Raw genomic sequence first — 26,327 nt, 5'->3', positions numbered from 1 at the left:
GATTCAGCCGCCGGGACGAACCAATCCGGACTCGTACGCGAACACCACCGCGTGCACCCGGTCGCGCAGGCCGAGCTTGCCCAGCAGCCGTCCGACGTGCGTTTTCACCGTGGTTTCGCCGATGAACAGCGTCTGCGCGATCTCGGTGTTCGACAGTCCGCGCGCGATCAGGCCGAGCACGTCCTTCTCGCGTTCGGTGAGGGTCTCCAGCTTCTGCTCGTCGAGCGGGGTCCGGTCGGCGCTGAGGTAGCGGTCGAGCAGGCGTTTCGTGACCGACGGCGACACCATCGAGTCGCCGCGCAGCACGCCGCGGATCGCCACCAGCATCTCGTCCGACGGCGCGTCCTTCACCAGGAATCCGCTCGCGCCGGCGCGGAGCGCGGAGTACGCGTACTCGTCGAGGTCGAACGTGGTGATGACCAGCACCGACGTGTCCGGCAGCTCGGCGCAGATCTGCGCGGTCGCCGCGACGCCGTCGAGCACCGGCATCCGCACGTCCATCAGCACCAGGTCCGGCCGCTGCTGCCGGGCGAGCTCGACGGCCTGCGCACCGTCCCCGGCCTCGGCGACCACCTGCAGGTCCGGCTGGCTGTCCACGATCATCCGCAGCCCGACGCGCACCAGCTCCTGGTCGTCGCAGATCAGCACCGACGTCATGCGGCGTCCGTCCGCAGCGTCGCCGACACGCGGTACCCGCCGCCGGGGAGCGCGCCGGTTTCGAGCTTGCCGTGGTACAGCTCGACGCGCTGGGCCATGCCGGTCAGCCCGCGGCCGGACCCCGGCAAGCCCGCCGCAACCGGTTGCCCGCCACCGGAATTGGTCACTTCCACGTGGACTTCCGGACCGGCGAAGGTGACCCGGACCGTTCCGGTCGCGTCGGCCGGAGCGTGTTTGAGCATGTTGGTCAGCGCCTCCTGGACAATGCGGTACGCCTGCAGGGCGACGCCGGCGGGCAGGTCGGCGATGTCGCCGTCCACCTCGAGCGTGACGTCGCGGCCGGACTGGGTGACGAGCGTGCGCAACTGGTCGAGCGTCGGCTGGGGAGCACGCGCGGGTTCTCCTGCGTGCATCACCTCCAACAGCCGGCGCAGCTCTGCGAGCGCGGCGCGTCCGGTAGCGCCGATGGTGTCGAGCGTACGGTCGACAGCTTCCGGATCACGGTGGCGTGCGAGCTTCGCGCCTTCGGCGTTGAGCACGATCACGCTCATGCTGTGTGCGAGTACGTCGTGAAGCTCGCGCGCGATGCGCGTCCGTTCTTCGGCGATCGCAGCGCGACTGCGGGCCTGTTCTTCGGACACTGTCAGCTCGTCGCGTAGCTGTTCTTCTGCGGCGAGTTTCACCTTCGTGCGGAAGAAGGCGCCGAGCGCCCAAGCTGCGATGTGCAGGGGCAGCGCGCCGACGACGGTGAGCGTGGGGCTTTGCGTGCCCCAAGTGAAGCCCCACAGCATGTCGAGCCCGATGATGGCGGCCATGACGGGGATGAACCACCGGTCGCCCGCCTTGACGAGCGTGTACAGGACCACTGCCATCGCGAGTTCGCTACGGCCGCGGTCGTACGCCCACAGTCCGTTCGTGTAGACGGCTGCCACGCCGAGGAGGATCCACACCGCAGCTATGCGCGGGTAGCGGCGACGCAGCAACAGCGGGAGCAGGAACAGCATCGGGACCATCTGCTCGATCCAGGGCCGGTTCGTCATGATGTTGGGCCCGAGGAGCACGAAGACGGCGTACAGCGGCAGGTCCAGCACCCAGGGCCGCCCGCGTGCCCATGTGACCAGTCGACGCACGAAGTGAACCTAACCCGTGTACGTCGTCGCGCGCGTCGTACCGGAGGATGGCAGCCGTCCTCCGAGCGGACGACATTTCCGGCCGATCGAGCCGATCCGCGATGATCGAAGTGCTCCATACCGTCGAGAACATGTCGATCACCAGGGAGTTCTTCCGCCACCCGATGCGCACCGGCGCGATCGCGGCCAGCTCCGCGCAACTCGCCGGCATGATGACCGCCGGGTTGGGCGTCGAGAGCGCACACAGCGTCGTGGAGCTGGGTCCAGGTACGGGCGTCTTCACCGAAGCAGTGCTTCGCCTGCTTCGGCGCGACGCGCACTTCACCGCGGTCGAGATCAACCGCCACCTTGTACAGGAGCTACGTGACCGCTTCCCGAGGCTGCACGTCGCCGAGGGGTCCGCGGAGCACGTCGCTGCGTACGTGACCATGCCGGTCGACGTGGTTGTCTCGGGTCTGCCGTGGACAGCCATGCCTGCCGCACGGCAAGCCGCGGTACTGGACGCTGCCTGTGGTGTGCTTTCGCCCCAAGGCCGCTTCGCGACCTTCGCGTACGCGCACACCGCATGGACACCGCCAGCACGCCGCTTCGCACAGCTGCTGCGAAGCCGCTTCGCAGTCGTTACGCGCACGAGTGTGGTGTGGCAGAACCTGCCGCCCGCGTACGTGTACCGCGCAGCGTTGCCCGTGCGCTCGGGACTGGACCGGTATGGACAGCCTGCTTCAGCCGCTTCTTGACGCTCCCGCGCCGCTTGTCTACTGCATCTGCGCACTGGTGATCATGGCGGAGACGGCGCTGTTACCCGGCATCGTGCTGCCGACGCTGTCCACCTTGCTGCTCATGGGTTTCCTCGTGCAGCGCGGGACGTTACAGCTGTGGCCGACGCTCGCGGTGTGCGTCGTGGCCGCAGTGGCTGGCGACCAGCTCGCGTACTGGGAAGGACGGGTGCTGGGACCACGGTTACGCCGTTCCCGCGTCGGGCGGCGGATCGGCGCACAGCGGTGGGACAAGGCCGAAGCCGCCGTCGCGCGGTACGGCGTGCCTGCTGTGGTTCTCGGCCGCTGCCTTGCCGGTGTACGCACTCTCGTGCCGCGCGTGGCGGGCTCGGCGGGGCTGTCGTACCGCCGCTTCCTTACCGGGAGCCTGTGCGCGGCGGTGCTGTGGGCCGGGGTGGAGCTGACGATCGGCCAGGTCACGGGGTGGGTCGCGCCGTGAGGAGGTCAGGCCCATGCGGCCAGCGCCCGGCGAGGACGTTCGAGGACGTGCTGCGCCCAGTCCGCGAAGTTGCCGATCCGCGACGCCATCCCGAGCACATTGACCGCCGGTTCCAGCAACTCCGCCGCAACACCCTCGGTGAGCAGCCCAAACGCGTCGTTCACCGCGACCAGGTCGCCGTACCGATCGACGACCAGTGCCAGGTATGGCCGATGCCCGTCGAGCAGGGCACGCAGCGAGTCCAGCACCGGCGTGAGGGCAGGGTTTCGGGGTAGACCGGCGCGTATCCGGCGGTCAGCAGCAACGCGTTGCGCTCGCGCAGCGGCAGCCCGAGCGCTTCCGCCACGCGCACCACCATCCCTCGGGGTGGACAGTCACGTGATTCTCGCCGGTGCCTGAGTGCGTCGGCCATTCCCTCCAGGGGAATTGCCGGGACGCCGGGGCACCCTGGATCGTCGGGAGCATGGAATTCGGACTTCTTCTTCCCGCTGGACAGGCACAGCTGGAAGCTGGCGGCACCCCGCGTGCGCTCGTCGCCTTGGCCCGCGAAGCCGAACGGCTCGGATTCGCGTCGATCTGGGCGGGTGACTCGCTTTCGCGGCCGCGGATCGAACCGCTCACGCTGCTCACCGCGGTCGCGCAGGCCACCGAACGCGTCACGGTGGGGACCGCCGTGCTGCTCCCCGCGAACCGCAACCCGGTGCAGGTGGCGATGACGCTCGCGTCGCTCGACCTGATGTCCGAAGGGCGGCTGGTGGTCGGCGTCGGGGCGGGGTTCCCGGGGTTCAGCGAACCGGAGTTCGACCTGGCCGGGGTCGAATTCCGGACCCGGTTCTCGCATCTGGACGACGTGGTCGCGCTCTGGCGGGAGCTGTGGACCGGCGAGCCGCGTTCGTTCCGCGGCAAGGTGCTGCACTACGACTGGCTGCCCCCGGCGGTCCGGCCCGCGCGTCCCGGCGGCCCGCCGATCTGGCTGGGCGGCGCCACCCCGGCCGCGCTCCGGCGCACGGCCGCGCACTACGACGGATGGCTCCCGTACCCGCCGGATCCAGCGGACTACGCGTCCGGCCTCGCGACCATCCGCGCTGCCACCGACCGCGCGATTACGCCGTCGCTGTTCTTCACCGGGTACGTCGATCCCGATGTGCGGCGCGGACGTCAGGTCCTGGAGACCTACGCAAAGGCGACCTACCGGCGTCCGCTGTCGGTGATCAGCACCATCCAGGCGACGGCGACCGGCTCGGTCGACGAGGTCGCCGAAGCAATCCGCCGGTACGCCGGTGCCGAGCACGTGCTGCCGCGCGTCGGCTCGATCGAACCCGGCGCCGTCGAGCGGCAGTTGCCGCTGCTGGCCGAGGTGATCGCCAAGACTGTCGGTGCCGGGACGTAGGCTGGGACGGTGACCGACGCTGTACTGTCCGGACTCCTCCAAGCCACCCTTCCCGACCCGGCCCTGCGCGGGGTAGTCGAACGCGCCGGCGCCCCGCTGCTCGAACTGCAGGGCGCCGTCACCGTGCGCCAGCTCGTCGCCGCCGCGCTGGCCGAAGACCCCGAGCGCGGCGGCGCGGGCCGTTCTGTGCTGGCCGTCACCGCCACCGGGCGCGAAGCCGACGAGCTCACCGCTTCCCTCGCCGCGCTGCTCGGCAGCCACCGGGTCGCCGACTTCCCGTCCTGGGAGACGCTGCCGCACGAGCGCCTTTCACCACGGGCGGACACGGTCGGGCGGCGGCTGGAGGTGCTGCGCCGGCTGCACACCGGCGACGACGAGCTGCGTGTGGTCGTCGCCACGGTGCGCAGCTTGATCCAGCCCATGGCGCCCGGGCTGGGTTCGCTCGCGCCGATCGACCTCGTGGTGGGTGAGGAGCAGAGCTTCGACGGGTTGCTCGAGCGGCTCGTCGAACTCGCGTACACGCGCGTGGACATGGTCGAGAAACGCGGCGAGTTCGCGGTCCGCGGCGGGATTCTCGATCTGTTCGGGCCGACGGCACAGCATCCGGTCCGGGTCGAGTTCTGGGGCGACGAGGTCAGCGAGATCCGCGCGTTCGCGGTGTCGGACCAGCGGTCGCTGCCGGGCGAGATCCAGCGGGTCACCGCGCCGCCGTGCCGGGAACTGCTGCTCACGCCCGACGTGAAGGCGCGTGCGGCCGACCTGGCCACCACGTACGAGGCCGACGCGCACCTGGCCGAAATGCTCACCAAGCTGTCCGGCGGCATTCCGGTGGAAGGCATGGAAGCCCTCATCCCGGTGCTGTGCGAGGGCGACCTGGAACTGCTCACCGACGCGATGCCGGTGGGTAGCCATGTCCTGCTGGCGGATCCGGAGAAAATCCGCGCCCGGGCGGCCGATCTCGTGCGTACCGGGCAGGAGTTCCTCGAAGCGTCCTGGACCACCGCCGCGGCAGGCGGGCAGGCGCCGATCGACCTCGGCGCGTCGGCGTATCGAGACCTGGCCGGGATCGCCGCGCACGCGCAGGACACGAAGCGTCCGTGGTGGACCCTCACACAGCTGACCAGCGAAGACCCGGATGTCTACCAGGTCGGCATCGAGCCCGCCCCGGCGTATCGGGGCGAGCTGGAGCGGGCGATGACCGACCTGCGCGCGCACCTTGCCGCGGGCGGCACCGGCGTGCTCGTCGTCGCCGGGCAGGGCACCGCGAGCCGTGCGGTGGAGCAGCTGCTGGCCGCGGAAGTCCCGGCGAAGCAGGCGGATTCACTCCCCGAAGCGCCGCCTTCCGGGGTCGTCACGGTCACCTGCGGCGGTCTCTCGGACGGCTTCGTGTCGCCGGAACGCGCGCTGGTCGTGTTGTCGGAGGCCGATCTCACCGGCCGCGGGGCGACGGCCGGAACGTCCACAAAGGACCTCAACACCAAGATGCCGTCGCGCCGCCGGGGCGCGGTCGATCCGCTGGCGCTCAAGGCAGGCGACTACGTGGTGCACGACCAGCACGGCATCGGCCGGTTCGTGGAGATGGTGCAGCGCACGGTCGCCGGTGCCACGCGGGAGTACCTGCTGCTGGAGTACGCGTCGTCCAAACGCGGCCATCCCGGAGACCGGCTGTTCGTGCCCACCGACCAGCTCGACGAGGTGTCCCGCTACGTCGGCGGTGAGCTGCCCACGCTCAACAAGCTCGGTGGGTCGGACTGGAAGAACACCAAGGCCCGCGCGAAAAAGGCGGTCAAGGAGATCGCCGCCGAGCTGGTGCAGCTCTACGCCGCCCGGCAGGCCGCGCCAGGGCACGCGTTCGGCGCGGACACCCCGTGGCAGTCCGAGCTGGAGGACGCGTTCCCGTTCGTCGAGACCAACGACCAGCTGGCGGCCATCGACGAGGTCAAGGCCGACATGGAACGCGGCGTGCCGATGGACCGGGTGATCTGCGGCGACGTCGGGTACGGCAAAACCGAAATCGCCGTGCGCGCGGCGTTCAAGGCGGTGCAGGACGGCAAGCAGGTGGCCGTGCTCGTGCCCACCACGCTGCTCGCGCAACAGCACATCAACACCTTCACCGAGCGGATGCGGTCGTTTCCGGTCACCATCAAGGGGTTGTCGCGGTTCACGCACAAGGCCGAGGCCGACCGGACCATGGAACAGCTGGCCGAGGGCGAGGTCGACATCGTCATCGGCACGCATCGGCTGCTGCAGACCGGGATCCGGTACAAAGACCTCGGCCTTGTGATCGTCGACGAGGAACAGCGGTTCGGCGTGGAGCACAAGGAACACATCAAAGCGTTGCGCACGCACGTCGACGTGCTCACGATGTCGGCAACGCCGATCCCGCGAACGCTCGAGATGTCGCTGGCCGGTATCCGCGAGATGTCCACCATCCTGACGCCGCCGGAAGACCGGCATCCGATCCTCACCTACGTCGGCGGGTATGACGACAAGCAGGTCGGCGCTGCGGTCCGCCGCGAACTGCTGCGTGACGGCCAGGTGTTCTACGTGCACAACCGCGTGTCGTCGATCGAGAAGGCAGCGCGGCGGATCCGTGAGCTGGTGCCGGAGGCGCGCGTCGTCACCGCGCACGGGCAGATGAACGAGGACAAGCTCGAGAAGATCATCCAGGGCTTCTGGGAGAACGAGTACGACGTACTGGTGTGCACCACGATCGTCGAAACCGGGCTGGACATTTCCAACGCCAACACGCTGATCGTCGAACGCGGCGACATGCTCGGCCTCGCTCAGTTGCACCAGTTGCGCGGGCGCGTCGGGCGGGGTCGCGAACGTGGGTACGCGTATTTCCTGTACCCGCCGGAAGCGCCGCTCACCGAGACGGCACACGACCGGCTGGCCACCATCGCGCAGAACACCGAACTGGGCGCGGGGATGGCGGTTGCGATGAAGGACCTGGAAATCCGCGGGGCGGGCAACATCCTCGGCGCGGAACAGTCCGGGCACATCGCAGGCGTCGGGTTCGACCTGTACGTGCGGCTGGTCGGCGAAGCGGTCGAGGCGTTCCGGCGGCATGCGGGAGCGGGTCCGGCGGAGGAGGAAGAGCTGGCCGAGGTCCGCGTCGACCTGCCGGTCGACGCGCACATCCCGCACGACTACGTACCCGGCGAGCGGCTGCGCCTGGAGGCGTACCGCAAGATCGCGTCGGCGCCGGACACCGAGTCGCTCGACGCGGTCCGCGAGGAGCTCGTCGACCGCTACGGCCAGCCGCCGGCGCCGGTCACGCGGCTGCTTTCGGTCGCGACCTTCCGGCACGCCTGCCGGGCGGCCGGGGTCACCGAGGTCGCGGTGCAGGGCAACACCATTCGCTTTGCTCCGCTGCCGCTGGCGGATTCGCAGATGGTGCGGCTGAAACGCTTGTACCCCAAGGCGATGTACAAGGCGGTCACCAACACGGTGTCGGTGCCGAAGCCCACCGAAGGCCCGGCGGGCGGCCGGATGGGTGCACCGGTGCTGCGGGATCAGGAGCTGCTCGACTGGTGCACGAAACTGCTCACGCAGCTCACCAAAACCCCGGCGGCGGTGTGATCACCCGCCGTTGGAGGGGCGGTATTCCGGAGTGGTGAAGGCCCGCGCGGTGCTCGGTGGGCTCAGCCGCTGCACCGCGTCGAAGAACGCGCGGCCCATCACCGCGCGGGCTTCGAGGGCGGGATGGGTGGCGCCGAAGTTGTCGGCGTCGGCCTGGCCGTGCGCGAAGATCGAGTAGATCAGCACCGGCTTGCCCGCGGCGTCGAACATGATCCCGGCTTCGTTGCGTCCGTCGGCGAACCAGCCTGCTTTCGTGGCCACGCGGGCGCGCTCGGCTGACGACATCGTGCGCCGGATTCCGTCAGTGAAAGCGACCGGCGAACGCAGAATCTTCAGCAGGTATGCGGTGGATGCTGCGGAAAGCAGGGTTCCGCCCACGAGTGCCTTGAGCAGGTCGTGCATTTCGCGCGGGGTGGTCTTGCCGAGGTAGAACCGGTTCGGGTTGGCCACCGGCTTCACCTGGGTCTTCGGAAAGCCTTTCGCGGCAAGGATTTCGTTGATCTCGGCGGACGGGCAGACGAGGCCGCACAGGCGCACCGAGGTGTTGTCGGACACGGTCAGCAGCATCGCGAGCGCGTGTCCGATGGTGACCGAGCTCGGGTACGCGCCGTCCAGCCCGAAAATGCCGTCGTCGTCGTGAATGACGATTTCGTCGGTGACCTCGAGGCGCTGGTCCAGCTTGAGCAGGCCGCGGTCGACCTTGTCCAGCACGGCGGTCGCGACGGCGACTTTGTTGACGCTGTAGGCCTCGACGAGTTCGTCGGCCTTGTCCTCGATTGCCGTTTCGCCTGCGACGGTGAGGTACGAATTCCACGTCCCACCGGCTCGCCGCGACTGGCTTCCGTAAACCCACCTCACCCGCCGGTCCGGGGAATCCTCGGCCGCGGTGGCGGGGGTGGCATTCAGCATCGCGGTGGCCGCGACCGCCCCGCCGATCCCGATCATGGTTCGCCGGTTCACCAGTTCAGCCATGTGGACACCAATCTTCCGGGAATGTCGGTATCCGCGAACGTAGCCGCTCCGCCGGACGATTGTGGCGTTTTCGGCCACGATGACACTTTTGGGCAACGCCGGATGCCTGCTCCGTCCACTGCGGACGGTCAGCCGAGCCGCAGCGACACCTCCTCGTGCGGGGTCGGCAGCGCCCCGGCCCCGGCCATCGGCAACGGCCGGGGACGCCGCGGCACGCGGGCACCCGAACCGCCGCCGCGCCCCGGGTACACGAGCAGCCCGCGTTCGGGATCCGGGACGGCATCGAGCGCAGCAATCACCGCGGGCAGACGGCGGAAACGATCCCGGCGGTCCTCGGAGGAAAACTCGATCTCGAGCGTCACGCCCCAGTGGTGCACGTGCCAGGCCCACTGCTCGGCGCCATTGGTGAGCGCAGCCTCGGTGAGCCGGTCCCCGTGGGCTCGCTGCCACGCGCCGGCCGCGAACACCCCGTCGAGGACTTCGATCGACAGCCAAGAGTCCATATATCGACAATATGCCGGTCTGAATGTTGCGCCAACCAGGGAAAGTTCCGGCGGCCCGCTCGATGAGGTGCGTTGCCCCGGCTCGTGAGCGTGTTGCGCCCGAACAACTGGCTGCGATGAAGGGGCTGGCTCTGCGCGGGCCGTGATACGGAACCAGTTCCGGCGCGCCGGCTGGGCCCTTGCCTTGATCAAGAACGCATCCGAGTGGAGCGCGCGGGGAGGCCCTGTCGTTCCCGGGTCGCCGGGCTTCCTCGATAACGGTCCAGGAGCTGGGCGGACGTTGTTGCGTTTCCGGGGCAGGCGTGTGAGAGGGTAGTGCTTGTGATGCGGATCATGGGGCGCCGCCGCGCGCTGGGCGCAGTCGTTGCCGGAGCTTTTCTCCTCGCCGGATGCGGTGCCGGTCCCGGTCAGGTGGGTACGGCGGCGGTCGTGGACGGCCAGGTCACCACCATCGACCAGGTCCAGGGTCTGCTCGACCGCGCCATCCGGGAACAGCCCTACGCGCGTCAGCTCGCCGCCCGGCATCAGCTCGACCATGTCGGGCGCGAGATCGTCCGGCAGGCGCTGTTGCACCAGGTCGTCACGAAGGCGGCGCAGAAGGAAGGCATCACCGCCGACGAGGCCACCATCGGCGAGGCCATGCTGCAGGACCCGCTCGCCACCCCGGTGCCCGAGGCCGTCACGGTCGACCAGGCGTCGGCGATCACCCAGCTCGTGTGGCGGCTGCGCGACCACCGCGAAGCCATCACCGACCAGTACCTCCAGCAGAAACTCGCCGCGAAGTACCTGCCCACGCTTGCGGTCAACTTCGACTACACCAGCATCGGCGCGCCCACCGCAGACAGCCAGTCGCCGTCGATCGACCCGAAGACCGCGCGCAGCCAGGCGATCGCGAAGGCCGAGGAGTACGCGAAGAACCCGAACGCCATCCGCGCCGAGGTACAGGGCGGAGCGCAGGGCAACGTCGGACAGCAGGCGCCCGCGCTGTCGTCGCCTCAGGACGCCGCCACCGTACTGTTCGGTGCGCCGGCCAACAGCGCCATCGCGTTCCAGCCGAACCCGCAGCAGTCGCCGACGTGGTGGGTGGCCGCGGTCGTGCGGCAGCGGACCACGGACAAGAAGGTCGCCACCGACCAGGTCCAGCAGCCGACCCCCGCGCAGCTGAGCGCGATCGGGGTGCGGATGCTGCAGCCGTTCGTCGGTGACGTGGACTTCAAGATCAACCCGCGCTACGGCGTCTGGGACCCGGTCGGCATGGACCTCGCCCCGAGCGCGGCCGAGGCTGCGGGCGTGGTCGTGCCGCTGCACGGCGGTGCCCCGGCGCAGCAGTGACCGTCGTCCTCGTCCACGGGGCGACGCTGCCCGCGGCAGCGCTCCCGATCTTGCGCAGCGGCACGGTTTACGCCGGTACCGACCTCGATGCGGCGCAGTACGGCGTCCCGTCCGTCACGCAAGCGCCGTCGGTTCAGGGCATCGTCCTGCTGACGGCCTCGCGTACCGAACCCACTGCGGCAGCGTTGATCGCCGCGGGCGCGCAGGTCATCGAGACGCCCGTACCGCCGCTGGTCGAAGCCGTCGAGGTGATGGACCGCCTGCGCTCGCCGGGCGGTTGTCCCTGGGACGCACGGCAGTCGCACGAATCGCTGCGGCAGTACCTGGTGGAGGAGACGTACGAACTCCTCGACGCCATCGAGGAAGGCGATCACGAGGCACTGCGCGAAGAACTCGGTGACGTGCTCCTGCAGGTCCTCTTCCACGCCCGCGTCGCCGCCGAGGACCCCCGCGCGCCGTTCACGATCGACGACGTGGCAGCCGGTTTGGTGGCCAAGCTGGTCGGCCGCCACCCGAACGTCTTCGCCGACGCTGCCCGGGTCGCCACGGCCGAGCATCAGGAGCTGCGGTGGGAAGAGCTGAAGCAGGTGGAGAAGCGCCGTAAGTCCATTGTGGACGGAGTCGCGATGGGCCAGCCCGCGGTCGCACTGGCCGGAAAACTGGGCCACCGCAGCGGCCGGGCGGGCATCCCGCTGGACCTCTTCCCGGAGGGCACGTCCGCAGCCGCCCAGCTCTTCCGCACGGCCGCGACGGCCCGCCGAGGAGGCCTCGACCCAGAGGGCGAACTGCGGTCGGTGGCCAAGCAGTTCGCCCGGAACATCCGCTCCGCAGAGGCGGCGGCTCGCGCTGCGGGGGTTGAGCCTGCGACGCTGGAGGCGGAAGGCTGGCGGAAGTTCTGGCCAGCTGGTTGAGGTTTCTGCTTGGTTGGGGCTTCGCGAGCCTCCCCGCTGCGTGGAGTGATCGTCCGGCAGTCGCTGGGTCGTGAACGTTCGTACGGGCGACGTCGACTGAGCTGTTCGCTGGGCGCGCATTGCCTGGGTGGCAGTTCTGGATGTGCTGGGCGTTCTGGGCGTGAGTTGAGTCGCTTCCAGCCCGCGTGGCCCGAGTAGCACTGAGAATCTCACCCCGACGTGAGCGGCGCTCGGAGTCAGACCCCGGCTTGGGCGGCTGGATCAGCGGCGATCGAGTCGTTCACGAGCTCGTGTGGCTGGACCGGTGATGCTGGAGCCGCTTCTCGGCTTGGGCGGCTGCGTCAGTGGCGATCGAGTCGTTCACCGCTTGCGTGACCGCAGCCGTGACGATCGAGCCGCCCCTCGGCCCGTGTTGCCCGCTGTCGCGATCATCGGGCCTCGCCGACATGCGCCCGAGCCGCTCTTCCCCGTCGCCAGCCCGCCCCTGATCGAGCCCCTCGAGCCCACCCGGGCCACCTTCGCGTGTCACCCACACGACGGACGCCACCCGCCACCCTTCGCCGCTGATCCACTTCCCCGGGCACGATTCCTCCTGGTAGCCGAGCCGCAACCCCCTCCGACTCGGCAAATGTGATCCAGATCACTCAAACTCGAGAACCAGAAGCCCCGAGGTGGCGTCTTGCCGGATGTGAAGCACAAGCCACCCAGCGAGCCGGACGAGGAACACCTCCTCCGGCGCATCGCCCGCGGTGACCGTGCGGCGTTCGAAGAGCTGTACCGCCGCACCTCGCCGTGGCTCGCCGTTCGCCTGCGCCGCCGTTGTGCCGACGAGCAGATCGTCGCTGAGGTGATGCAGGAGACGTACCTCGCTGTCTGGCGGGCCGCGGGCTCGTTCGCCGGGGTGGTCACGGGTGGCTCCGCGGTCGGCTGGGTGTGGACGATCGCGGCGCGCCGGCTCGTCGACGCGTTCCGCCGCCGTGCGCACCACGCGCAGCCGCCGCCCGAAATACAGGGACCGAAGGCCGCGCCGGCCGCGGAGGAAGTGGCGCTGGCCGGCACGGTCGGCGATTCAGTCGGCGATGCATTGCGCACTCTGGCGCCCGAACTACGCCAGGTCCTGCAGGCCATGGCCCTCGACGGATTGTCGGTCCGGGAGACGGCGATCCTGTTGGGGCTACCAGAGGGCACCGTCAAGACACGGGCGCGGCGGGCCCGGATCGTGATGCGGGAGGCGCTGTCGTGAAGGACGTCGAGCGACCAGGTCTGTCTGAGGGAGGTCAAGCCGTGCACCACGTAACCGACCGGATGCTCACCACCTATGCAGCCGGGAACGAACTGCCGGGTGATGAGGAATGGGCGGTCGAGGGGCACCTGGAGAAGTGTGCGCAGTGCCGTGCCCGGCTCGCGGGAGTGTCCACCACCGAGGTGGCCGGCCTGCTGGACGGCGTGTGGGCACGGCTGGAACCGGATCTCGCCGTGCCCCCGCAGCCGAAGCGCAACCGGGTCAGGGCATTGCTGCACTGCTGGGCGACGCCGGTGATGGTGCCGTGGTTGCTGATGGTCCTGGCGGTCGGCGTGCTGTCGGTCTTCTTCGACCGTTCGTCTTTTTGGGCGCTGTCGTTCGTGCAGATCTTCGCTCCGGTGTTGCCGGTGCTCGGGGTGGCGGCGGCGTGGGCCCGTGGGCTGGATCCGGCGTACGAGCTCACCGCGGGCACCCCGCGTGCCGGTCTGGAGCTGGTGCTGAGGCGCACCACGGCGGTGTTGCTGCCGGTGGTCGCAGTGCTGCTGATGGCCGGATGGCTGATCGGTGCGGAGATGGGCTTCAGTCTGTTGCCGAGTCTCGCGTTCACCACCGGAACGCTCGCGCTCGGCACGTTCATCGGCGTCGGCTGGGCGGCGTCGATCATGGTCGGGCTGTGGCTGGGCGCGCTCGTGCTGCCGACCGTGTCGCTCGGGGAATCGGTCCTGCTGGCGCCGGCGACGTGGCCGGGCTGGCTCGCTGCGGCGGCCGTCGCCGCCGCGTTCGTGGTGTTCCGCCGGAACACCTTCACCCGGCTCGCGCCACACAACTGACGGAAACGAGAGGGGAAACCGATGCGTGCTGTGGAAGCCGCCGAGGTCGCTCCGGCGACCTACGCCTGGGAAATCCAGGCACAGGAACTGAAAGTACGGGTCGGCCGCAGCCGGATGGCGGTCGACGGCCTGGACCTCAAGCTCGGGACGGGGGTGCACGGGCTGCTGGGCCCCAACGGGGCTGGCAAGACCACGCTGATCCGCACGCTGGCGACGGTGCTGCGGCCGACGGAGGGCAGGCTGGAGCTGCTCGGTGAGCCGGTCGGGGGGCGCATCGACCAGCGCCGCCTGCGCCGCCGGATCGGGTACCTGCCGCAGACGTTCGGGTACTACAAGCGGTTCACCGTCCGCGAGTTCGTCGAATACATGGCGTGGCTCAAGGAAATGCCGAAGCGGGAGGTACCCGGTGCGGTGCAACGCGCGATCGAGCGCGTCGGCCTCGCCGACCGCGCCGACGACAAGATGAAGACCCTCTCCGGCGGCATGGTCCGGCGGGTCGGCATCGCGCAGGCGATCGTCAACGACCCGCACGTCCTGCTGCTCGACGAGCCCACTGCCGGCCTCGATCCGGCGCAGCGGGTGCGGTTCCGGGAGCTGATGCAGGAAATCGGCCGGGACGCCTGCATCGTCGTGTCCACGCACCTGGTCGAGGATGTCGCCACGGCATGCTCGGACGTGGTCCTGTTCGCCGCCGGCAAGCTGGTGTTCCAAGGCACCCCGGACGACCTTGCCGCAGCGGGCAGCGACTCGGACGTGGGTGACAGCCCCACCGAGCGTGGCTACTCGGCGCTGCTCGGCCACGAGCCGGGGAAGGGGTCGTGGTGATGAGCGTGTTTCGGCTGGAGCTGCGGCGCACAGTCGCACTTTGGGTCCCGGTGGCGATGCTGGTGGTGGCGGCAGCGTTCATCGTCGTAGGGGGGACGATCACCTTTGGTTCGGTGGCCTGGAACCGCGAGTGGCTCAATGCGGTGCAGTGGTCGCGTTACCTGCTGATTTTTCTGTGGCCGATCATCGTCGGTGCCGCGGTGCTCCAGGGCACGCGGGACGCACGCTCCGGAGTCGAGGAGTTGTTCGGGTCCACGCCCCGGCCTGCCGGGCACCGCGCGGTCACACTCGGGCTCGCCGTTGGGCTCATGGCGGTCGCGGGATACCTGGTGATCATCGCAGCCGGAGCAGGGCAGGTCGTCGCGGCCGGCGGGCTGTTCACCACTTCGTGGCTGGTCCCGATCGTGCTCGGGGTGCTGTCGGTGGTCGCAGGGGCGACGCTGGGGCTCGGCCTCGGCAGACTGCTGCCATACCCGGTCACTGCACCGGCGTCGGCCGTGCTCGCGTTCGTGACCGTGCTTCTCCTGCAATTGGCGAACGCGAACCCGGATTCTTCGCCGATCCCGAACTCGGTTGCCCTGCTGGGCATTGCGCCGGCTGCGCTGACCAGCCCCTTCGCCCCGCCCGCGTCGTCGGTGCAGATCGGGCAGCTGTTCTGGCTGTGCGGGCTCGCGCTCACCGGTTTCCTGTTGCTGCTGGCCGGTTCGGTGCGGTCCCGGTTGCTCGCGCTGCTTCCGGTCGCGGCCGGACTGGCGATCGCGCTGCCGGTCTTCCCTGCTGCGCACGCCGGCAACGTGACCGTCGACAAAGCGGCGAGCGCCCTCGTCTGCGACGGTCCGGTGTGTGTCACCCGGCTGCACGAGAACTGGCTGTCCACTGTGTCCGGTCCGGCCAAGGAAGCCCTGCAGAAGCTGGAAAAACTGCCGCAGCATCCGTCCCGCTTCGAGGAGTCGATTGTGCCGTACTCCAACACCGAGGCCGGTCCCCGAGACCCCGCCCGGCTGCTGGTTCGGCGGGACGAGTGGTCCTTGCGCGGGAAAAGCGGTCGTGCGCTCACGGCGGCCTTGCTCTCCGGGGCCGGGACGCCGAGGTGCGCAGGAGCATCGTATGGCGGGGACAAGAACGATCGCGAGGACGCTGCACGCTGGGTGATGAGCCAATGGCTGCTCGGTTCGGACACCCCGCCAACGCCCGTCTCCGACCCTCCGCTGAAGGCACTGGCGGACCCGGCTTGGGCGACTCTGAAGGCATTGCCGGAAGCAGAGCAGACCGCCCGAGTCGCCGCGGCCAGGCAGCTCGAGCTCACCTGCTCGGGCGACCCGCTGAAGGCGCTCACCGAGGGGAGGCACTGATGGGCTGGCTTGCGCTGTACGTGCGTTCCCGTCGGGTGCTCGTGTCCTTGGCAGCACTGGTGATCTGCGTCGTCGTGCTCTGTCTGGCCCTGGGCGATGCCTGGTCGCCGAGGTTTGCGGCGATCGTCTTCGGCTCGGCAATCGCAATGGCCGGTGCCGGCCTCAGTGGACAGGACCTCGATCTCGACCGCACCGCCGCATTCGGCTGGCCACCCCGGCGGCTGGGACACATCCTGCTGCTGGGGGCGGTAACGGTCGGGGCTGCGCTGGCAGTGCAAAGCGTCGGCGATGTCCAACTGGAAACCGCTTGGATCGTCCGCGAAGCCGCCGGGCTCATGGGCCTGACCGGCCTGGCCGCCACTTTCTTCGGCGGGTATTTCTGCTGGATCCTGCCGTTGGGCTGGGTCCTGATGGCGCAGTTCGTACCGGGCAAGCCAGGGCTGCAGGACATGCTCGCCTGGCCGACGCTTTCAGCCGAAAACCCGACGGCGTGGTTGATGGCCGGAGCCCTGTTCCTCGTCGGAACCGCAACGTATACCGCGGTCGGCGCCCGCCGCTGACACAACAGGGTTCGATCAGCACTGCAGTGTCTGCGGCCAAGCACACCTGCTGACGCTCTTGTCTGAACAGACACCTGCGACGGCTGGTCCGCAGGCCTGCATCACGCTGAATTTGCGACGCCTTATCGACTCACGTCACCTCAGCTATCCCTGGCAATGTTGTGACCACTATTATATTTTTCGGAGAACCTTTCATTCCTTAGCCGGCGTCTAGCCGGACATGGAATCTGCGAATGATGCGAAAACTGGACGAGTACCCCGCACAAGGGGAGTGGTTGACCGGCTTGCACTCTGGATCCGGATAGTTGCCGGTGCGTCGACCGGACGAACAATAGCAGTTTTCGGAGCGGTCGTTCTCGTCCTTCTGGGATTACTGGTTCTTGGTTACCGCGGCCGTTTCACTGATTTGCACAGCTTCTATCAAGGTGTTCTGGCCTGGTGGCACGGCCTGGACCCGTACGGGTCGTTGCCGGCGACTTATGCAGGTGGCACTCCCGGATTCATCTACCCTCCGTTTGCGCTGCTTCCGCTGTCGGTGTTCGCAGCGCTACCGTTTCCGGCGGCAGCGGCGCTGTCGGTGCTGCTTTCACTCGCTTGCCTGGGATTCACCTGCTATGCGGTTTTGCGTGGGGTCTGGCCACAAGGTGGTGCCCGCGGTTGCCTGCAGATCACCGTGGCGCTCATGCCGTTGTTGATGGTGCTGGAACCCGTTCGCAACAACATCGGGCAAGGGCAGGTGAATCTGTGGCTGATGGCGCTGGTCGCTGCCGATTGCCTGGTGAAAAATCCGAGGTGGCCACGAGGACTGTTGATCGGGATCGCGGTCGCGATAAAGATCACCCCCGCTGCTTTCGTTCTGTTCTTCCTGGTACGCCGGGACTTCCGGGCTGCCCTCACCGCGGCGATCACCGCCGTGACGGCGACCGCGGTCATGTTCGTCGTCCTGCCTGCCGAATCGATCCGATTCTGGTTCGGTGGCGTGTTCCTCGGGCCGGTCGGCATCGTCAGCCGGGAAAATCAGACCATCGCAGCCGGGCTGCATCGGCTCGGCCTCTCGCCGGACTGGCACACGGTGACCTGGATCGCGCTCGTGGGCCTGATCCTGGCTGCTTCGGTGGTGATCATGCGGCGGGTCGGTCCCGAGATCGCGATGCTGGCCAACGGGGCCGCGGCGCTGCTGATTTCGCCACTGTCATGGACTGCGCACTGGGTGTGGGTGGCGCCTGCGCTGGTGGCGTTCGCGGCGAGTGCCTTGCCTGCGAGCGCGGGCCGTCCGGAACGCGTACGCAACCTGACCTGCTACTCGATCGGTACGTTGATTGTGCTTCTCCTGGTCGGCCCGCAGGTTTTCACACCTGCCGAAGGCCCCTGGACGGGATGGATGCATGTGGCGGTCAACACCTACCCGCTGATTGCTCTGACTCTGCTCGTGGTGAGTGCTCTCCGGCTGATTCGTCGCCACGCCAACCGTCCCGAACCGATTCGGCAGCATCGGAAACCCGCTCAGCATCCCTCTGTTCCTCAGCGCTGCAACGACATTTCGTGATGGCCGCGTCGTCGGTGGTGGGCTGGCACGTGCTCGGGGTTGAGCAGTCTGCGGATTTCGGTGGAGGTGGGAGATGTCAGGCGGGGTGTGGATTCCCGTTTTTCGTGGCGGCTGCCCAGCGGCTTTGGCGACGCGTGCCAGTTCGTGGATGTGGCGGGGCCGAAGCACCGGCAATCGGCGATCTCGGCGGGATCGCTGACGGAGCGGCGGGTCAGCAGCCAGTGGCCGTCCCGCGCGCCGACCCGAGCTTTTCCGACATCGCCGCATGGCCGATGACCGCCCCGGACAACCCGGCAGCGTGGTGGATGGCAGGAGTCCTGTTCGTCGCCGGAACGGCTATGTACACGGCAATCGGCAGCTGCCGCTGAGGTGGCTGGCTTCCGGCTGTGCCCGGCCCTGCCCCGCCCCGGGCAGGGGCCGGGCAGGGCAGGGAGGGCTGTGCGGGCAGACATGGTCGAGCGGGGTAGGCCTGGCTGGGTTGGCCCGGGGCGGTGTCGAGGTCGGGTGGGTCACTGCCGGGTCGGGCGGGGCAGTGCCGGGGAGGGAGATGCCGAGGAGGGCTGTGCAGGCAGGCACGGCCGAGCAGGGCAGGCCAGACTGGCTTGGCCCGGGGCGGCGCCGAGGCCGGGCGGGTCGCCGCCGGGTCGGGCATGGCAGTGCCGGGGAGGGGCAGGCGGGGATAACCGATCGGGATCCAGTGGGGCAGCGATAGTCAATCGGGGTCGGGCGGGGGTAGCCAACCCGGGTCGACTGGGGTAGGGATGGTGGGGTGCGGCAGCGACGGCCGACTCGTCGCCGTAAGCCACTCCATCAAGCCCACAGCCCAGCAAGCAAAGAGTCCACAACGGACAGAACCCGCCCCTCCCGAGGGTAAGGGCGGGCCCCGTCACCAAAGTCCACAACAGACAGAACCCGCCCACAGGCAGGGGCGGGTTCCACTGAGTCAGACGTTGCGGTTGTTCGGCGTCAGCTCGATCGGGTCGTGGTCTGGGTCGTCGATGCCGAAGCTCACGATGCGTTCCGGGTGGATGCGGATCACTGCGCCGTCCAGGTGGCCGTCCGGGGGGAAAGCTGTGGGCAGGGCTTCTGCGCGGCCTCGGATTTCCAGGCAGCGCACGCGCATCGGGGTGAGGGACGGGCGGTCGTCCACTACGAAGGCGACTCGGCCGTTGGCTTCGACATTGCGGTACTTCCGGCTCCTCGTCAGCCCGTACCCGGTCACGTCGATGGCTTTCGCGTCCGGGTTCCAGGTGAACGACACCGGGCTGACCTGCAGTGTTCCGTCCGGTTGTTGGGTGGCGAGGCGGCCTAGGTCCTGGTCGGCGAGGTAGCTGAGTTCTGCATCGGTGAACATGTCCCCCACGATGCAAGTTCAAGTGGACCTGAAGTCAAGCCGGGACGAGCGCGCGTACCCGCGGGATCACGTGTTCGGCGAACCGCCGCATCTCGCTCTCGAAGGGCTGGAACTGCAGCATGAACGTCTCGATCCCCAGGTCCGCCCACTCCCGGATCCGCTGCGCCACCGTGTCGTAGCTGCCCACCAGACCGGCCGCGGTACCGCCGTTCGTGCCGATGTGCGGGTACTTCGCGAAGGTCTGGAACATCACTGCCTTCGGGTCGGCGTCGGCGACAAGAGCCTCCCAGCGGGCCTTGCCCGCTTCGGCCAGTTCCCACAGTGACGCCAGTTCCGCTTCGGCTTCCGCGTCCGTTGGGCGGGCCACCACGAACGCCGAGAGTCCGTACCGCACCGGGGCGCCCGAGCGGGGGCGTGCTGCGACGTCCGCGATCAGGCGGGACACCTCGGAGCGCGGCTGGCCGTTGATGAACCACACGTCCGCCTTGTCCGCTACCAGCGCACGGGCCGGGTCGGATTCGCCGCCGACGTAGATCGTCGGCGCCGAATCGGCCGGGCGTAGCTGGTAGCCGTCGACCTGGAAATGCTCGCCCGCAAAGGTAACCCGTTCTCCGGAAAGCAACCCGCGGACCACGCTGATCCATTCGCGACCATATGAATAACGCGCGTCATGCGCGGCGAACGGGATACCCGCGCGCTCCAATTCCGGTTTGTACCAAGCATTCACGAGATTCAGCCCGAACCGTCCGCCGCTGATCTGCTGGATTTGCAGCGCCTGCTTCGCCAGCACGACCGGATGCACGAGATACGGCTTGATCGCCGCGATGATCTCGATCCGCTCGGTGAGTGCAGCCAGCGCGGCCGCGGACGTCCACGTCTCCAGCTGGTCCAGCTCGTCGCCGAAGGGGTTGACCACGTGTTGTGCGATGAGCGTCGAGTCGAAGCCGAGCCGGTCGGCCTCGACGATCAGCCGCCGGTTGCGTTCCCAGCTTGCGTCCACCGGGTCGTCCGGGTGGTCGAACGGACCCCACGACCCATAAACGACGGCCCACACCCCGAATCGCACCACAGCAACTCCTTACGCCACAACAAACGACGTAAAGTACTGTCGCGGATCAAACGAAGCGTCGGCAATTGCTCCCACACACTGGCGCAAAAGCGCAGCTTTGTACCCAGGACTACAAGAAAAGCCCGTCTCCCCAATTCGACGTAGGCGTCAGCCCCGGTGGGACCGCGAAATGCGCCGAACCGGTGTGCTGCACGTACTCCATCATCGCGTCCTTCGACGACAGCGCCTGCTGCATCGGCACGTACTGCGTGCGCGTGTCCCGGTTGAACGCCAGGAAGAACAGCCCCGCCTCGAGATGTCCGACGCCGTCGGAACCGTCGACGAAGTTGTACCCGCGGCGCAGGATCCGCGCGCCCTTGAGCGTCTGGTGCGACGCGAGCCGGATGTGTGCGTCGTCCGCGATCATGGGTGCGCCACCGGCGCCGCCGACCTGCAGGTCTACCTGGTCGAACTCGGCGGCCTGACCGAGCGGTGCGCCGGTTCCCTTGGCGCGCCCGACGATCTGCTCCTGCCCGGAAAGCGGCTCGCGGTCCCAGGTCTCGATGTGCATCCGGATCCGGCGTGCGACGAGGTACGTGCCGCCGGCCATCCACGCCTGCCCGTCCCCGGCCTGCGCCCACACCTGGTCGCGCAGCATGTCGGTGTCCTCGGCCTTGACGTTGTTGGTGCCGTCCTTGAACCCGAACAGGTTGCGCGGCGTCTGCTGCGCCCGCGACGTCGACGCACTGCGCCCGAAACCGAGCTGCGACCAGCGCACCTCGGTGACCCCGAAGCCGAGCCGCGCCAGATTGCGTACCGCGTGCACGGCGACCTGCGGATCGTTCGCGCAAGCCTGGATGCACAGGTCACCGCCGCTGCGGGCCGGGTCGAGCTTGTCCTTCGGGAACAACGGCAGGTCGACCAGCTGTGGCGGGCGTTTCGCGGCAAGGCCGAACCGGCCGTCGAAGAGCGAAGGGCCGAAGCCGATCGTGAGCGTCAGGTCCGAGGCGGGCAGGCCGAGCGCCTCGCCGGTGTCGTCCGGCGGGGCCTGCGGTGACCCGCCGAGCGCGCCGTCCGGGCCGACGTCCTGGCCTGCCGTCATCTGCCGGGCCGCCGCCGTCCAGGTGCGCAGGAGCTGCCGTAGCTGGCCGACGTCCTTGGTGGTCACGTCGAATGCGGCGAAATGCAGGTTCTGCTGCGTCGGCGTGACGATGCCGGCCTGGTGTTCGCCGTGGAAGTCCACTGTGGACGCGGCAGCCTCGGCGGGCGAGCCGAGGTGGTCGAAGCCGACTCCGGCCGCCGCGCCTGCTCCGGCCAGCGCGACGCCCGCGCCGGCCAGTCCGAAGAGCTTCCGCCGGGAGACCCGGGTGCCTTCCTCCGTCACTTCGCCACGACCTCCGCCACCTTGCTCAGCGGTTCGCTCAGCGCGTCGACCGCCGAGGCGAACGCCTTGATCTGGTCCTGCGTCAGCTCGTTGTAGTACTTGAACCCGTCGCCGGAACGGGTCTTGTCCAGCAGCGACTGCACATTCGCGAACTCCTTGTCCAAAGTGGACACCAGGGCCGCGTTGCGCTCCTGCAGGATCGGCCGCAGGGCGGCGATCGCGCCCTTCGAACCGTCCACGTTGGACTGGAAGTCCCACAGGTCGGTGTGCGAGAAGGCCTCCTCCTCGCCGGTGATCTTGCCGGTGGCGACCTCGTCGAGCAGGCCCTTCGCGCCGTTGGCCAGGTCGAGCACGCTCAGTTCCAGCGTCTTCGACTTGGCGACCAGGCTCTTCACGTCGGCGAGCAGCTTGTCCGCGATCTGCGGGCTGTCCGGCTTCAGCCCGGTGGTCCACAGGTCCTTCTCCAGCCGGTGGAAGCCGGTGAACTGCTGTCCCTGCTCGAGGTCGGCCTCGCGCGCGTCGATTGCCGGGTCGAGGTCGCCGAACTTCTCCGCGACCGGCTCGATCCGCTCGTAGAACACGCGGGTCCGCGCGTATTCGGCCTTGGCCTCGTCGACCTTGCCCGCCTTGGCCGCGTCGACGAACTTGGCCGTCTCGGTCTCCAGTGCCGCGCTGTTGTTCTCCACGTAGCTCGCGTAGCTCTTGGTGGCGGCGGCTTTCTGTGCGCTGGCGTCGTTCTGCGTCTGCGCGCCGCCGGTGACGGTGAAGTCGCCGCGGATGCCGTTGCCGACCATGCCGGGCTTGCACGCGGTCTGGTACTTCCCGGCCGATGGCACCTCGACGATCAGCCGCCGGTTCAGCCCCGGCGCGATGTTCTCGACCTCGCCCATGATCCGGTCGCCCTCGGCGTAGAGGTAGAACTCGGTGACCTTGCTGCCCTTGTTGGTGATCTCGAAGGTCAGGTTGCCCGCCGACGCGGTGGTCGCGGACACCGCGCACGCCGTGTCGGATGCCTCGACCTTGATCGGCCCGCCCGCCGTCGCGCCGGACGGGCCGGACGCGGAGTTCGTGCCGGCGCAGGCGGTCAGCGCGACAAGCGCACCGACTCCGGCGAGCACGGCCATCGGGGTCTTGCGGAACTGGGGCACGGTCACTCCTTGGCGGTGGCCGGGGCGGCGGGCGCCGTCTCGGTTTTATTGGGGGCGGGCTTGAGGAACAGCGGCAGCACGATCACCACGTAAGCGATCCACGCGATCGCCTGCAGGACGGTGGTCTGCTGCGAGTAGTTGAAGATCCCCTTGAGCAGCGCGCCGTACCAGGAGGTCTCCGGCAGCGTGCTCGAGGCGTCGAACGCGAGCGTGGTCAGGCCGGGCAGGAACCCGGCTTCCTGCAGGTCGTGCAGGCCGTAGCCGAGTACCCCGGCGGCCACGAACACCAGCAGCACACCGGTGATCGTGAAGAACTTGGCCAGGTTGAACCGGACCGCGCCGCGGTAGAGCAGGTACGCGAGCACGATCGCGATGGCGATCCCGATCACGAACCCGACCAGCGGCTGCAGGGTGTCGGACTGCGCGGTCTGCACGGCGGAGTAGAAGAAGACGGCGGTTTCGAGGCCTTCGCGGCCGACTGCGAGGAACGACAGCAGCAATACCGCTGCGGGACCGACCTTGAGCGCGTTCTCCATCTTGCCGCGCAGCTCGGCCGCGATGTGCCGGGAAGCCTTGCGCATCCAGAAGATCATCGCCGTGACGAAGCCGACCGCGACGATGGAAAGGCTTCCGCCGAGCAATTCCTGGTGCTCGAAACTCAGCTGCGCGGTGCTGTAGGTGAGGATTGCGCCGACCGCGACCGACAGCAGGACAGCGGCCCCGACCCCGGGCCACACGAACCGCAGCGCGTGCCGCCGGTCGGTTTTCACGAGGAAGGCGACCAGGATGCTCACGACGAGCGCGGCTTCGAGGCCTTCGCGCAGCCCGATGAGCGCGCTCGAAAACACCACTGTTCAGCCCTCCTGCGGCCACCTGCACAACCCGATGAGATGGTTTTAGGTAAGGCTTGCCTGTAAGTCCAGGGGGAGAGTCTGCCTGGTGGACGGGATGAAACCGGCAAAACACCCGTAAGGTCTGGGTTAGGTTAGGGTAACCGCAGGTCAGGGCTTCGACGACGATCTGCGTAACGAATTGTGTGACCTGGGCTGCTCACCCGCGCGGTTAACCGTCCGCTTGCCAATCCCCCGGTCCGGCGTCCCCCGGCAGGGTTCATCAGTAACCTGTCCGGGTGGCCGATACCACTCAGCCGACCGTAGCGCCGACCCCCACCGGACCGCCCCGCCGTTATCCGGGCCGGATTGCGCTGTCGCTGGGACTGGTGCTCACCGGGGTCGTGCTCGTCGTGACGATCGGGATCCGCGACCCGAATCCGCCGCCCGCTCCGGCTGCCGCGGCCCCGCCGCCGGTTTCGGTCGCGCCCGAGCAGCGTCCGCAGCCGGGTACCGAAGCGCCGCGGGTGGGACTGGCCGCGCCGCCGGACCGGCCGCAGCAGTCCGACCTGGCGGAGCTGGATGCGTGGGCCGCACGGGTCGCGGCGAAGACCGGGCTGGACGCGCGGGTCCTCGCCGCCTACGGGCGGGCGGAAATGTGGATGCAGCGGCAAAAACCGTCGTGTCACCTGTCGTGGGCGACGCTCGCGGCGATCGGGCACCGCGCGTTCGGGACGGCGAAAGTGAGCCCGGAGGGGACGATCACGGTGAAACCCGGTCCCGCGGAAGGGCCGGACACCGACGGGGGGAAGCTCGACGGCGATCGCGCGGGCGACCACCGGATCGGGCCGTTGCAGTTCACGCCGTCGATCTGGAGCAAGTTCGCGCAGCGGGCGAACGGCGACGGCAAGCCTGCCGATCCGCACAGCCTCGACGACTCCGCGTTCACCGCGGCCCGGTACCTCTGTTCGGACGGCGACGACCTCGGTGCGCCGTCCGGCTGGTGGCGGGCGATGATGCGGTACCACCCCGCCGTGGACTACGTGCAGGACGTGTTCGTGGCCGCGGATTCCTATGCGGCGGCGAGTGTCGCGCCCTGATCAGCGGTGGGCACCGCGACGCGCACGGGCGGCGTCGACAGGGCCTCGGCAGCGCGGCGCACCGGCTGCTTGCGCGGGCGGACCGGGTACCGCTCGTTCAGCTCGACGATCACCGGCGCCAGCGACATCAGCACCAGCACGATGAGCCCGGCGGCGGCTCCGATCACGGTCAATGCGGTCATGTCGGCCTCCTCGAGTCACTTCTTCCTGATGACATCAAGAATCGCGCTTCGCCCGGTGTGCCCGGATCGGCCGACCGGCCGAACGGACCTGCCGGATGGCCAGGCTTCCCCGATGCCTTTCACCGGGTAAGACGTGCCGGGCCCGGCCAAGGTGCCCCGGTTGCCCTCGCGTGCCGCCCGCCGTGCACGTTCGGGACGCGGCGGAATTCAGTGCTCGTTCAGGGCGATCCGGGCACGGACCTCGCTGATCGCTTCGAGGTACTCCGGTACCGGGTTCATCGCCGACGCCATCCGCAGTTGCGCGAGCGCCTCGGCCAGACGGCCGAGGCGCTGGAGCGTGCGGCCAAGCACGAACCGCGCGTAGTGGTCGGTGGGATCCAGCTCCAGTACACGGGTGAAGGCCCGTTCGGCCCGGCGCAGCTGCGCGGAGTGGAAGTACGCGCGCCCGGCCAGCAGCTGCACACTCGGCTTGTCGGGCTCGTCCTCGAGCAGCGGTTCGAGCTCCTTGAGCGCGTCGAGGGGACGCCGCCGCGCGACGAGATGTTCGGCTTGGCGGAACCTGCGGAAGCGCGATTCGCCGTCGGGTTCGGGGGCAGTTGCGGCGTCCGTCATGGTCACTCCCACGATACCGGCGCGGAGGGCGTTGCACGACCGGCAGAAGCGTCGTGATGGACTGTCCCGCCATGAGCAGCGATCAGGAACCCGGTTACGTGGGACTGGCGCCGTATCTCTACTACAGCGATGCGACCGCCGCGCTTGCGTGGCTGACCAGGGTGTTCGGCTTCACCGAGGAAGTCCGCTTCGAGGACGGGTCCGGTGAGGTCTTCCAGGCGACGCTCTGCGCCGGGGCCGCGCGGCTGCAGCTGGCCGGGGTCGGTCCGGAGTATTGGGAGGCCAAGGGCGTCGAAGGGCCGGTCGGGCAGCTCAACGTCGTGTACGTGACCGACGTCGACGCGCAGTACGAACGGGTGTGCGCGGCGCTCGGCGAGGAGGATGCGCCCGAGCCGCCGCAGAACCAGCCGTACGGCGCGCGGATCTTCACGGTCGCCGATCCCGGCGGCAACAGCTGGACGTTCTGGCAGCAGGTCACCGACGAGGTCGAGCTGCCGTCAGGCTGGCGTGAAGTGCGCCACGGGGACCATCGCGCGGAGGGCGCCGGTTCGTCGGCGGAGTGAGCCCGAGAACACGCAGCGGAACCGCCCGGCACCGGCCTGGCCTCCAACGGGTGAA

The 26,327-nt window shown here is 68.8% G+C and carries 26 protein-coding genes and 1 pseudogene; 15 read left to right on the top strand and 12 right to left on the bottom strand.

The features are described 5' to 3' along the window. Nucleotides 1-3: 3 nt before the first annotated feature. Both OO71_RS03555 and OO71_RS03550 read right to left on the bottom strand, forming a co-directional pair. Nucleotides 4-657 carry a response regulator gene (locus tag OO71_RS03555; protein WP_033288144.1) on the bottom strand — a complete coding sequence of 218 codons (654 nt, stop codon included), beginning with the start codon at nucleotides 655-657 and terminating at the stop codon, nucleotides 4-6. After that, nucleotides 654-1,787: a sensor histidine kinase gene (locus tag OO71_RS03550; protein ID WP_051790970.1), complete on the bottom strand. Its 1,134-nt coding sequence runs from the start codon at nucleotides 1,785-1,787 to the stop codon at nucleotides 654-656. The genes OO71_RS03555 and OO71_RS03550 overlap by 4 nt, the downstream gene beginning before the upstream one ends. Nucleotides 1,788-1,918: 131 nt before the next feature. On the opposite strand from OO71_RS03550, the gene OO71_RS03545 reads away from it, so the two are divergent. Both OO71_RS03545 and OO71_RS03540 read left to right on the top strand, forming a co-directional pair. After that, on the top strand, nucleotides 1,919-2,524 hold the full coding sequence (locus OO71_RS03545; protein ID WP_033288352.1) for a class I SAM-dependent methyltransferase: 606 nt from the start codon (nucleotides 1,919-1,921) through the stop codon (nucleotides 2,522-2,524). Continuing rightward, nucleotides 2,496-3,002: a DedA family protein gene (locus OO71_RS03540; RefSeq protein WP_033288143.1), complete on the top strand. Its 507-nt coding sequence runs from the start codon at nucleotides 2,496-2,498 to the stop codon at nucleotides 3,000-3,002. The genes OO71_RS03545 and OO71_RS03540 overlap by 29 nt, the downstream gene beginning before the upstream one ends. Nucleotides 3,003-3,019: 17 nt before the next feature. Here the strand turns inward: OO71_RS03540 and OO71_RS46115 are convergent. Further along, nucleotides 3,020-3,381 (bottom strand): annotated as a pseudogene (locus OO71_RS46115) (MmyB family transcriptional regulator); the annotation flags it as partial. 84 nt (nucleotides 3,382-3,465) lie between these two features. Between OO71_RS46115 and OO71_RS03530 the strand changes: the two are divergent. Both OO71_RS03530 and mfd read left to right on the top strand, forming a co-directional pair. Beyond that, complete coding sequence (locus tag OO71_RS03530) at nucleotides 3,466-4,392, top strand: LLM class flavin-dependent oxidoreductase (protein WP_033288142.1); 927 nt, start codon at nucleotides 3,466-3,468, stop codon at nucleotides 4,390-4,392. 24 nt (nucleotides 4,393-4,416) lie between these two features. Then, a complete protein-coding gene (gene mfd, locus OO71_RS03525) occupies nucleotides 4,417-7,977 on the top strand; it encodes a transcription-repair coupling factor (protein ID WP_033288351.1) in 3,561 nt (1,186 codons plus the stop codon). Here the strand turns inward: mfd and OO71_RS03520 are convergent, their stop codons facing one another. Together OO71_RS03520 and OO71_RS03515 are read right to left on the bottom strand one after the other, a co-directional pair. Beyond that, nucleotides 7,978-8,949, bottom strand: a complete 972-nt coding sequence (locus OO71_RS03520; RefSeq protein WP_156096147.1) for a serine hydrolase — start codon at nucleotides 8,947-8,949, stop codon at nucleotides 7,978-7,980. Between the two features lie 128 nt (nucleotides 8,950-9,077). Beyond that, a complete protein-coding gene (locus OO71_RS03515) occupies nucleotides 9,078-9,452 on the bottom strand; it encodes a hypothetical protein (protein WP_033288141.1) in 375 nt (124 codons plus the stop codon). A 324-nt stretch (nucleotides 9,453-9,776) separates the two neighbouring features. Here OO71_RS03515 and OO71_RS03510 point away from each other — a divergent pair, with 324 nt between their 5' ends. The 9 genes from OO71_RS03510 (at nucleotide 9,777) to OO71_RS49855 (ending at nucleotide 18,419) form a co-directional block, all read left to right on the top strand. Continuing rightward, a complete protein-coding gene (locus OO71_RS03510; RefSeq protein WP_033288140.1) occupies nucleotides 9,777-10,784 on the top strand; it encodes a hypothetical protein in 1,008 nt (335 codons plus the stop codon). Beyond that, a complete protein-coding gene (locus OO71_RS03505) occupies nucleotides 10,781-11,695 on the top strand; it encodes a nucleoside triphosphate pyrophosphohydrolase (protein WP_033288139.1) in 915 nt (304 codons plus the stop codon). Before OO71_RS03510 ends, OO71_RS03505 begins: the two co-directional genes overlap by 4 nt. Nucleotides 11,696-12,383: 688 nt before the next feature. After that, nucleotides 12,384-12,938, top strand: a complete 555-nt coding sequence (locus tag OO71_RS03495) for an RNA polymerase sigma factor (RefSeq protein WP_033288137.1) — start codon at nucleotides 12,384-12,386, stop codon at nucleotides 12,936-12,938. Between the two features lie 41 nt (nucleotides 12,939-12,979). Then, nucleotides 12,980-13,768, top strand: coding sequence for a zf-HC2 domain-containing protein (locus OO71_RS03490; RefSeq protein WP_033288136.1), 789 nt, complete (start codon nucleotides 12,980-12,982; stop codon nucleotides 13,766-13,768). 21 nt (nucleotides 13,769-13,789) lie between these two features. Beyond that, a complete protein-coding gene (locus OO71_RS03485; protein ID WP_033288135.1) occupies nucleotides 13,790-14,593 on the top strand; it encodes an ABC transporter ATP-binding protein in 804 nt (267 codons plus the stop codon). After that, on the top strand, nucleotides 14,593-15,945 hold the full coding sequence (locus OO71_RS03480) for a hypothetical protein (RefSeq protein WP_033288349.1): 1,353 nt from the start codon (nucleotides 14,593-14,595) through the stop codon (nucleotides 15,943-15,945). The genes OO71_RS03485 and OO71_RS03480 overlap by 1 nt, the downstream gene beginning before the upstream one ends. After that, complete coding sequence (locus tag OO71_RS03475) at nucleotides 15,945-16,505, top strand: hypothetical protein (RefSeq protein ID WP_033288134.1); 561 nt, start codon at nucleotides 15,945-15,947, stop codon at nucleotides 16,503-16,505. Before OO71_RS03480 ends, OO71_RS03475 begins: the two co-directional genes overlap by 1 nt. A gap of 271 nt (nucleotides 16,506-16,776) precedes the next feature. Beyond that, nucleotides 16,777-18,051, top strand: coding sequence for a glycosyltransferase family 87 protein (locus tag OO71_RS03470; RefSeq protein WP_162186021.1), 1,275 nt, complete (start codon nucleotides 16,777-16,779; stop codon nucleotides 18,049-18,051). Nucleotides 18,052-18,272: 221 nt separating this feature from the next. Further along, nucleotides 18,273-18,419 (top strand): hypothetical protein, encoded by a 147-nt coding sequence (locus tag OO71_RS49855; RefSeq protein ID WP_156096146.1) that lies wholly within the window; start codon nucleotides 18,273-18,275, stop codon nucleotides 18,417-18,419. A 575-nt stretch (nucleotides 18,420-18,994) separates the two neighbouring features. Here OO71_RS49855 and OO71_RS03465 read toward each other — a convergent pair. The 5 genes from OO71_RS03465 to efeU all read right to left on the bottom strand — a co-directional run bounded on the left by OO71_RS03465 (nucleotide 18,995) and on the right by efeU (nucleotide 23,836). Beyond that, the gene (locus OO71_RS03465; protein ID WP_033288133.1) at nucleotides 18,995-19,405 is read right to left on the bottom strand and encodes a PPOX class F420-dependent oxidoreductase; all 411 of its coding nucleotides are present in this window, start codon (nucleotides 19,403-19,405) and stop codon (nucleotides 18,995-18,997) included. A gap of 34 nt (nucleotides 19,406-19,439) precedes the next feature. Next, on the bottom strand, nucleotides 19,440-20,471 hold the full coding sequence (locus OO71_RS03460) for an LLM class flavin-dependent oxidoreductase (protein WP_211260431.1): 1,032 nt from the start codon (nucleotides 20,469-20,471) through the stop codon (nucleotides 19,440-19,442). Between the two features lie 112 nt (nucleotides 20,472-20,583). Continuing rightward, on the bottom strand, nucleotides 20,584-21,837 hold the full coding sequence (gene efeB, locus OO71_RS03455; RefSeq protein ID WP_033288131.1) for an iron uptake transporter deferrochelatase/peroxidase subunit: 1,254 nt from the start codon (nucleotides 21,835-21,837) through the stop codon (nucleotides 20,584-20,586). Continuing rightward, a complete protein-coding gene (gene efeO, locus OO71_RS03450) occupies nucleotides 21,834-22,961 on the bottom strand; it encodes an iron uptake system protein EfeO (protein WP_211260438.1) in 1,128 nt (375 codons plus the stop codon). The genes efeB and efeO overlap by 4 nt, the downstream gene beginning before the upstream one ends. 26 nt (nucleotides 22,962-22,987) lie before the next feature. Next, a complete protein-coding gene (efeU, locus tag OO71_RS03445; RefSeq protein ID WP_033288129.1) occupies nucleotides 22,988-23,836 on the bottom strand; it encodes an iron uptake transporter permease EfeU in 849 nt (282 codons plus the stop codon). Between the two features lie 368 nt (nucleotides 23,837-24,204). Here efeU and OO71_RS03440 point away from each other — a divergent pair, with 368 nt between their 5' ends. Continuing rightward, entirely contained in the window at nucleotides 24,205-24,915 is a 711-nt protein-coding gene (locus tag OO71_RS03440) for a lysozyme family protein (protein ID WP_033288128.1), read from the top strand. Here OO71_RS03440 and OO71_RS03435 read toward each other — a convergent pair. Further along, nucleotides 24,888-25,097: a hypothetical protein gene (locus OO71_RS03435; RefSeq protein WP_033288127.1), complete on the bottom strand. Its 210-nt coding sequence runs from the start codon at nucleotides 25,095-25,097 to the stop codon at nucleotides 24,888-24,890. The two genes, OO71_RS03440 and OO71_RS03435, sit on opposite strands and share 28 nt — an antisense overlap. Before the next feature lie 207 nt (nucleotides 25,098-25,304). Continuing rightward, a complete protein-coding gene (locus OO71_RS03430) occupies nucleotides 25,305-25,709 on the bottom strand; it encodes a tetratricopeptide repeat protein (RefSeq protein ID WP_033288347.1) in 405 nt (134 codons plus the stop codon). 71 nt (nucleotides 25,710-25,780) lie between these two features. Here OO71_RS03430 and OO71_RS03425 point away from each other — a divergent pair, with 71 nt between their 5' ends. Then, complete coding sequence (locus OO71_RS03425) at nucleotides 25,781-26,272, top strand: VOC family protein (RefSeq protein WP_033288126.1); 492 nt, start codon at nucleotides 25,781-25,783, stop codon at nucleotides 26,270-26,272. Nucleotides 26,273-26,327: the final 55 nt, after the last annotated feature.

It is taken from the genome of Amycolatopsis jejuensis (genome assembly GCF_000717335.1).
Lineage (GTDB): Bacteria > Actinomycetota > Actinomycetes > Mycobacteriales > Pseudonocardiaceae > Amycolatopsis > Amycolatopsis jejuensis.
Note: the sequence above shows the minus strand (reverse complement) of the source record. Positions and strands in the feature narration are given on the sequence as shown.

Excerpts from the sequence above, each read along its gene's own strand:
- OO71_RS03485 (WP_033288135.1), top strand. The coding sequence starts at position 13,790 with ATGCGTGCTGTGGAAGCCGCCGAGGTCGCTCCGGCGACCTACGCCTGG.
- OO71_RS03425 (WP_033288126.1), top strand. The coding sequence starts at position 25,781 with ATGAGCAGCGATCAGGAACCCGGTTACGTGGGACTGGCGCCGTATCTC.
- OO71_RS03465 (WP_033288133.1), bottom strand. The coding sequence starts at position 19,405 with ATGTTCACCGATGCAGAACTCAGCTACCTCGCCGACCAGGACCTAGGC.
- OO71_RS03510 (WP_033288140.1), top strand. The coding sequence starts at position 9,777 with ATGCGGATCATGGGGCGCCGCCGCGCGCTGGGCGCAGTCGTTGCCGGA.
- OO71_RS03475 (WP_033288134.1), top strand. The coding sequence starts at position 15,945 with ATGGGCTGGCTTGCGCTGTACGTGCGTTCCCGTCGGGTGCTCGTGTCC.
- OO71_RS03555 (WP_033288144.1), bottom strand. The coding sequence starts at position 657 with ATGACGTCGGTGCTGATCTGCGACGACCAGGAGCTGGTGCGCGTCGGG.
- efeO (WP_211260438.1), bottom strand. The coding sequence starts at position 22,961 with ATGGCCGTGCTCGCCGGAGTCGGTGCGCTTGTCGCGCTGACCGCCTGC.
- OO71_RS03540 (WP_033288143.1), top strand. The coding sequence starts at position 2,496 with ATGGACAGCCTGCTTCAGCCGCTTCTTGACGCTCCCGCGCCGCTTGTC.
- OO71_RS03435 (WP_033288127.1), bottom strand. The coding sequence starts at position 25,097 with ATGACCGCATTGACCGTGATCGGAGCCGCCGCCGGGCTCATCGTGCTG.
- OO71_RS03520 (WP_156096147.1), bottom strand. The coding sequence starts at position 8,949 with ATGGCTGAACTGGTGAACCGGCGAACCATGATCGGGATCGGCGGGGCG.
- OO71_RS03530 (WP_033288142.1), top strand. The coding sequence starts at position 3,466 with ATGGAATTCGGACTTCTTCTTCCCGCTGGACAGGCACAGCTGGAAGCT.
- OO71_RS03515 (WP_033288141.1), bottom strand. The coding sequence starts at position 9,452 with ATGGACTCTTGGCTGTCGATCGAAGTCCTCGACGGGGTGTTCGCGGCC.
- OO71_RS03480 (WP_033288349.1), top strand. The coding sequence starts at position 14,593 with ATGAGCGTGTTTCGGCTGGAGCTGCGGCGCACAGTCGCACTTTGGGTC.
- OO71_RS03545 (WP_033288352.1), top strand. The coding sequence starts at position 1,919 with ATGTCGATCACCAGGGAGTTCTTCCGCCACCCGATGCGCACCGGCGCG.
- OO71_RS03430 (WP_033288347.1), bottom strand. The coding sequence starts at position 25,709 with ATGACGGACGCCGCAACTGCCCCCGAACCCGACGGCGAATCGCGCTTC.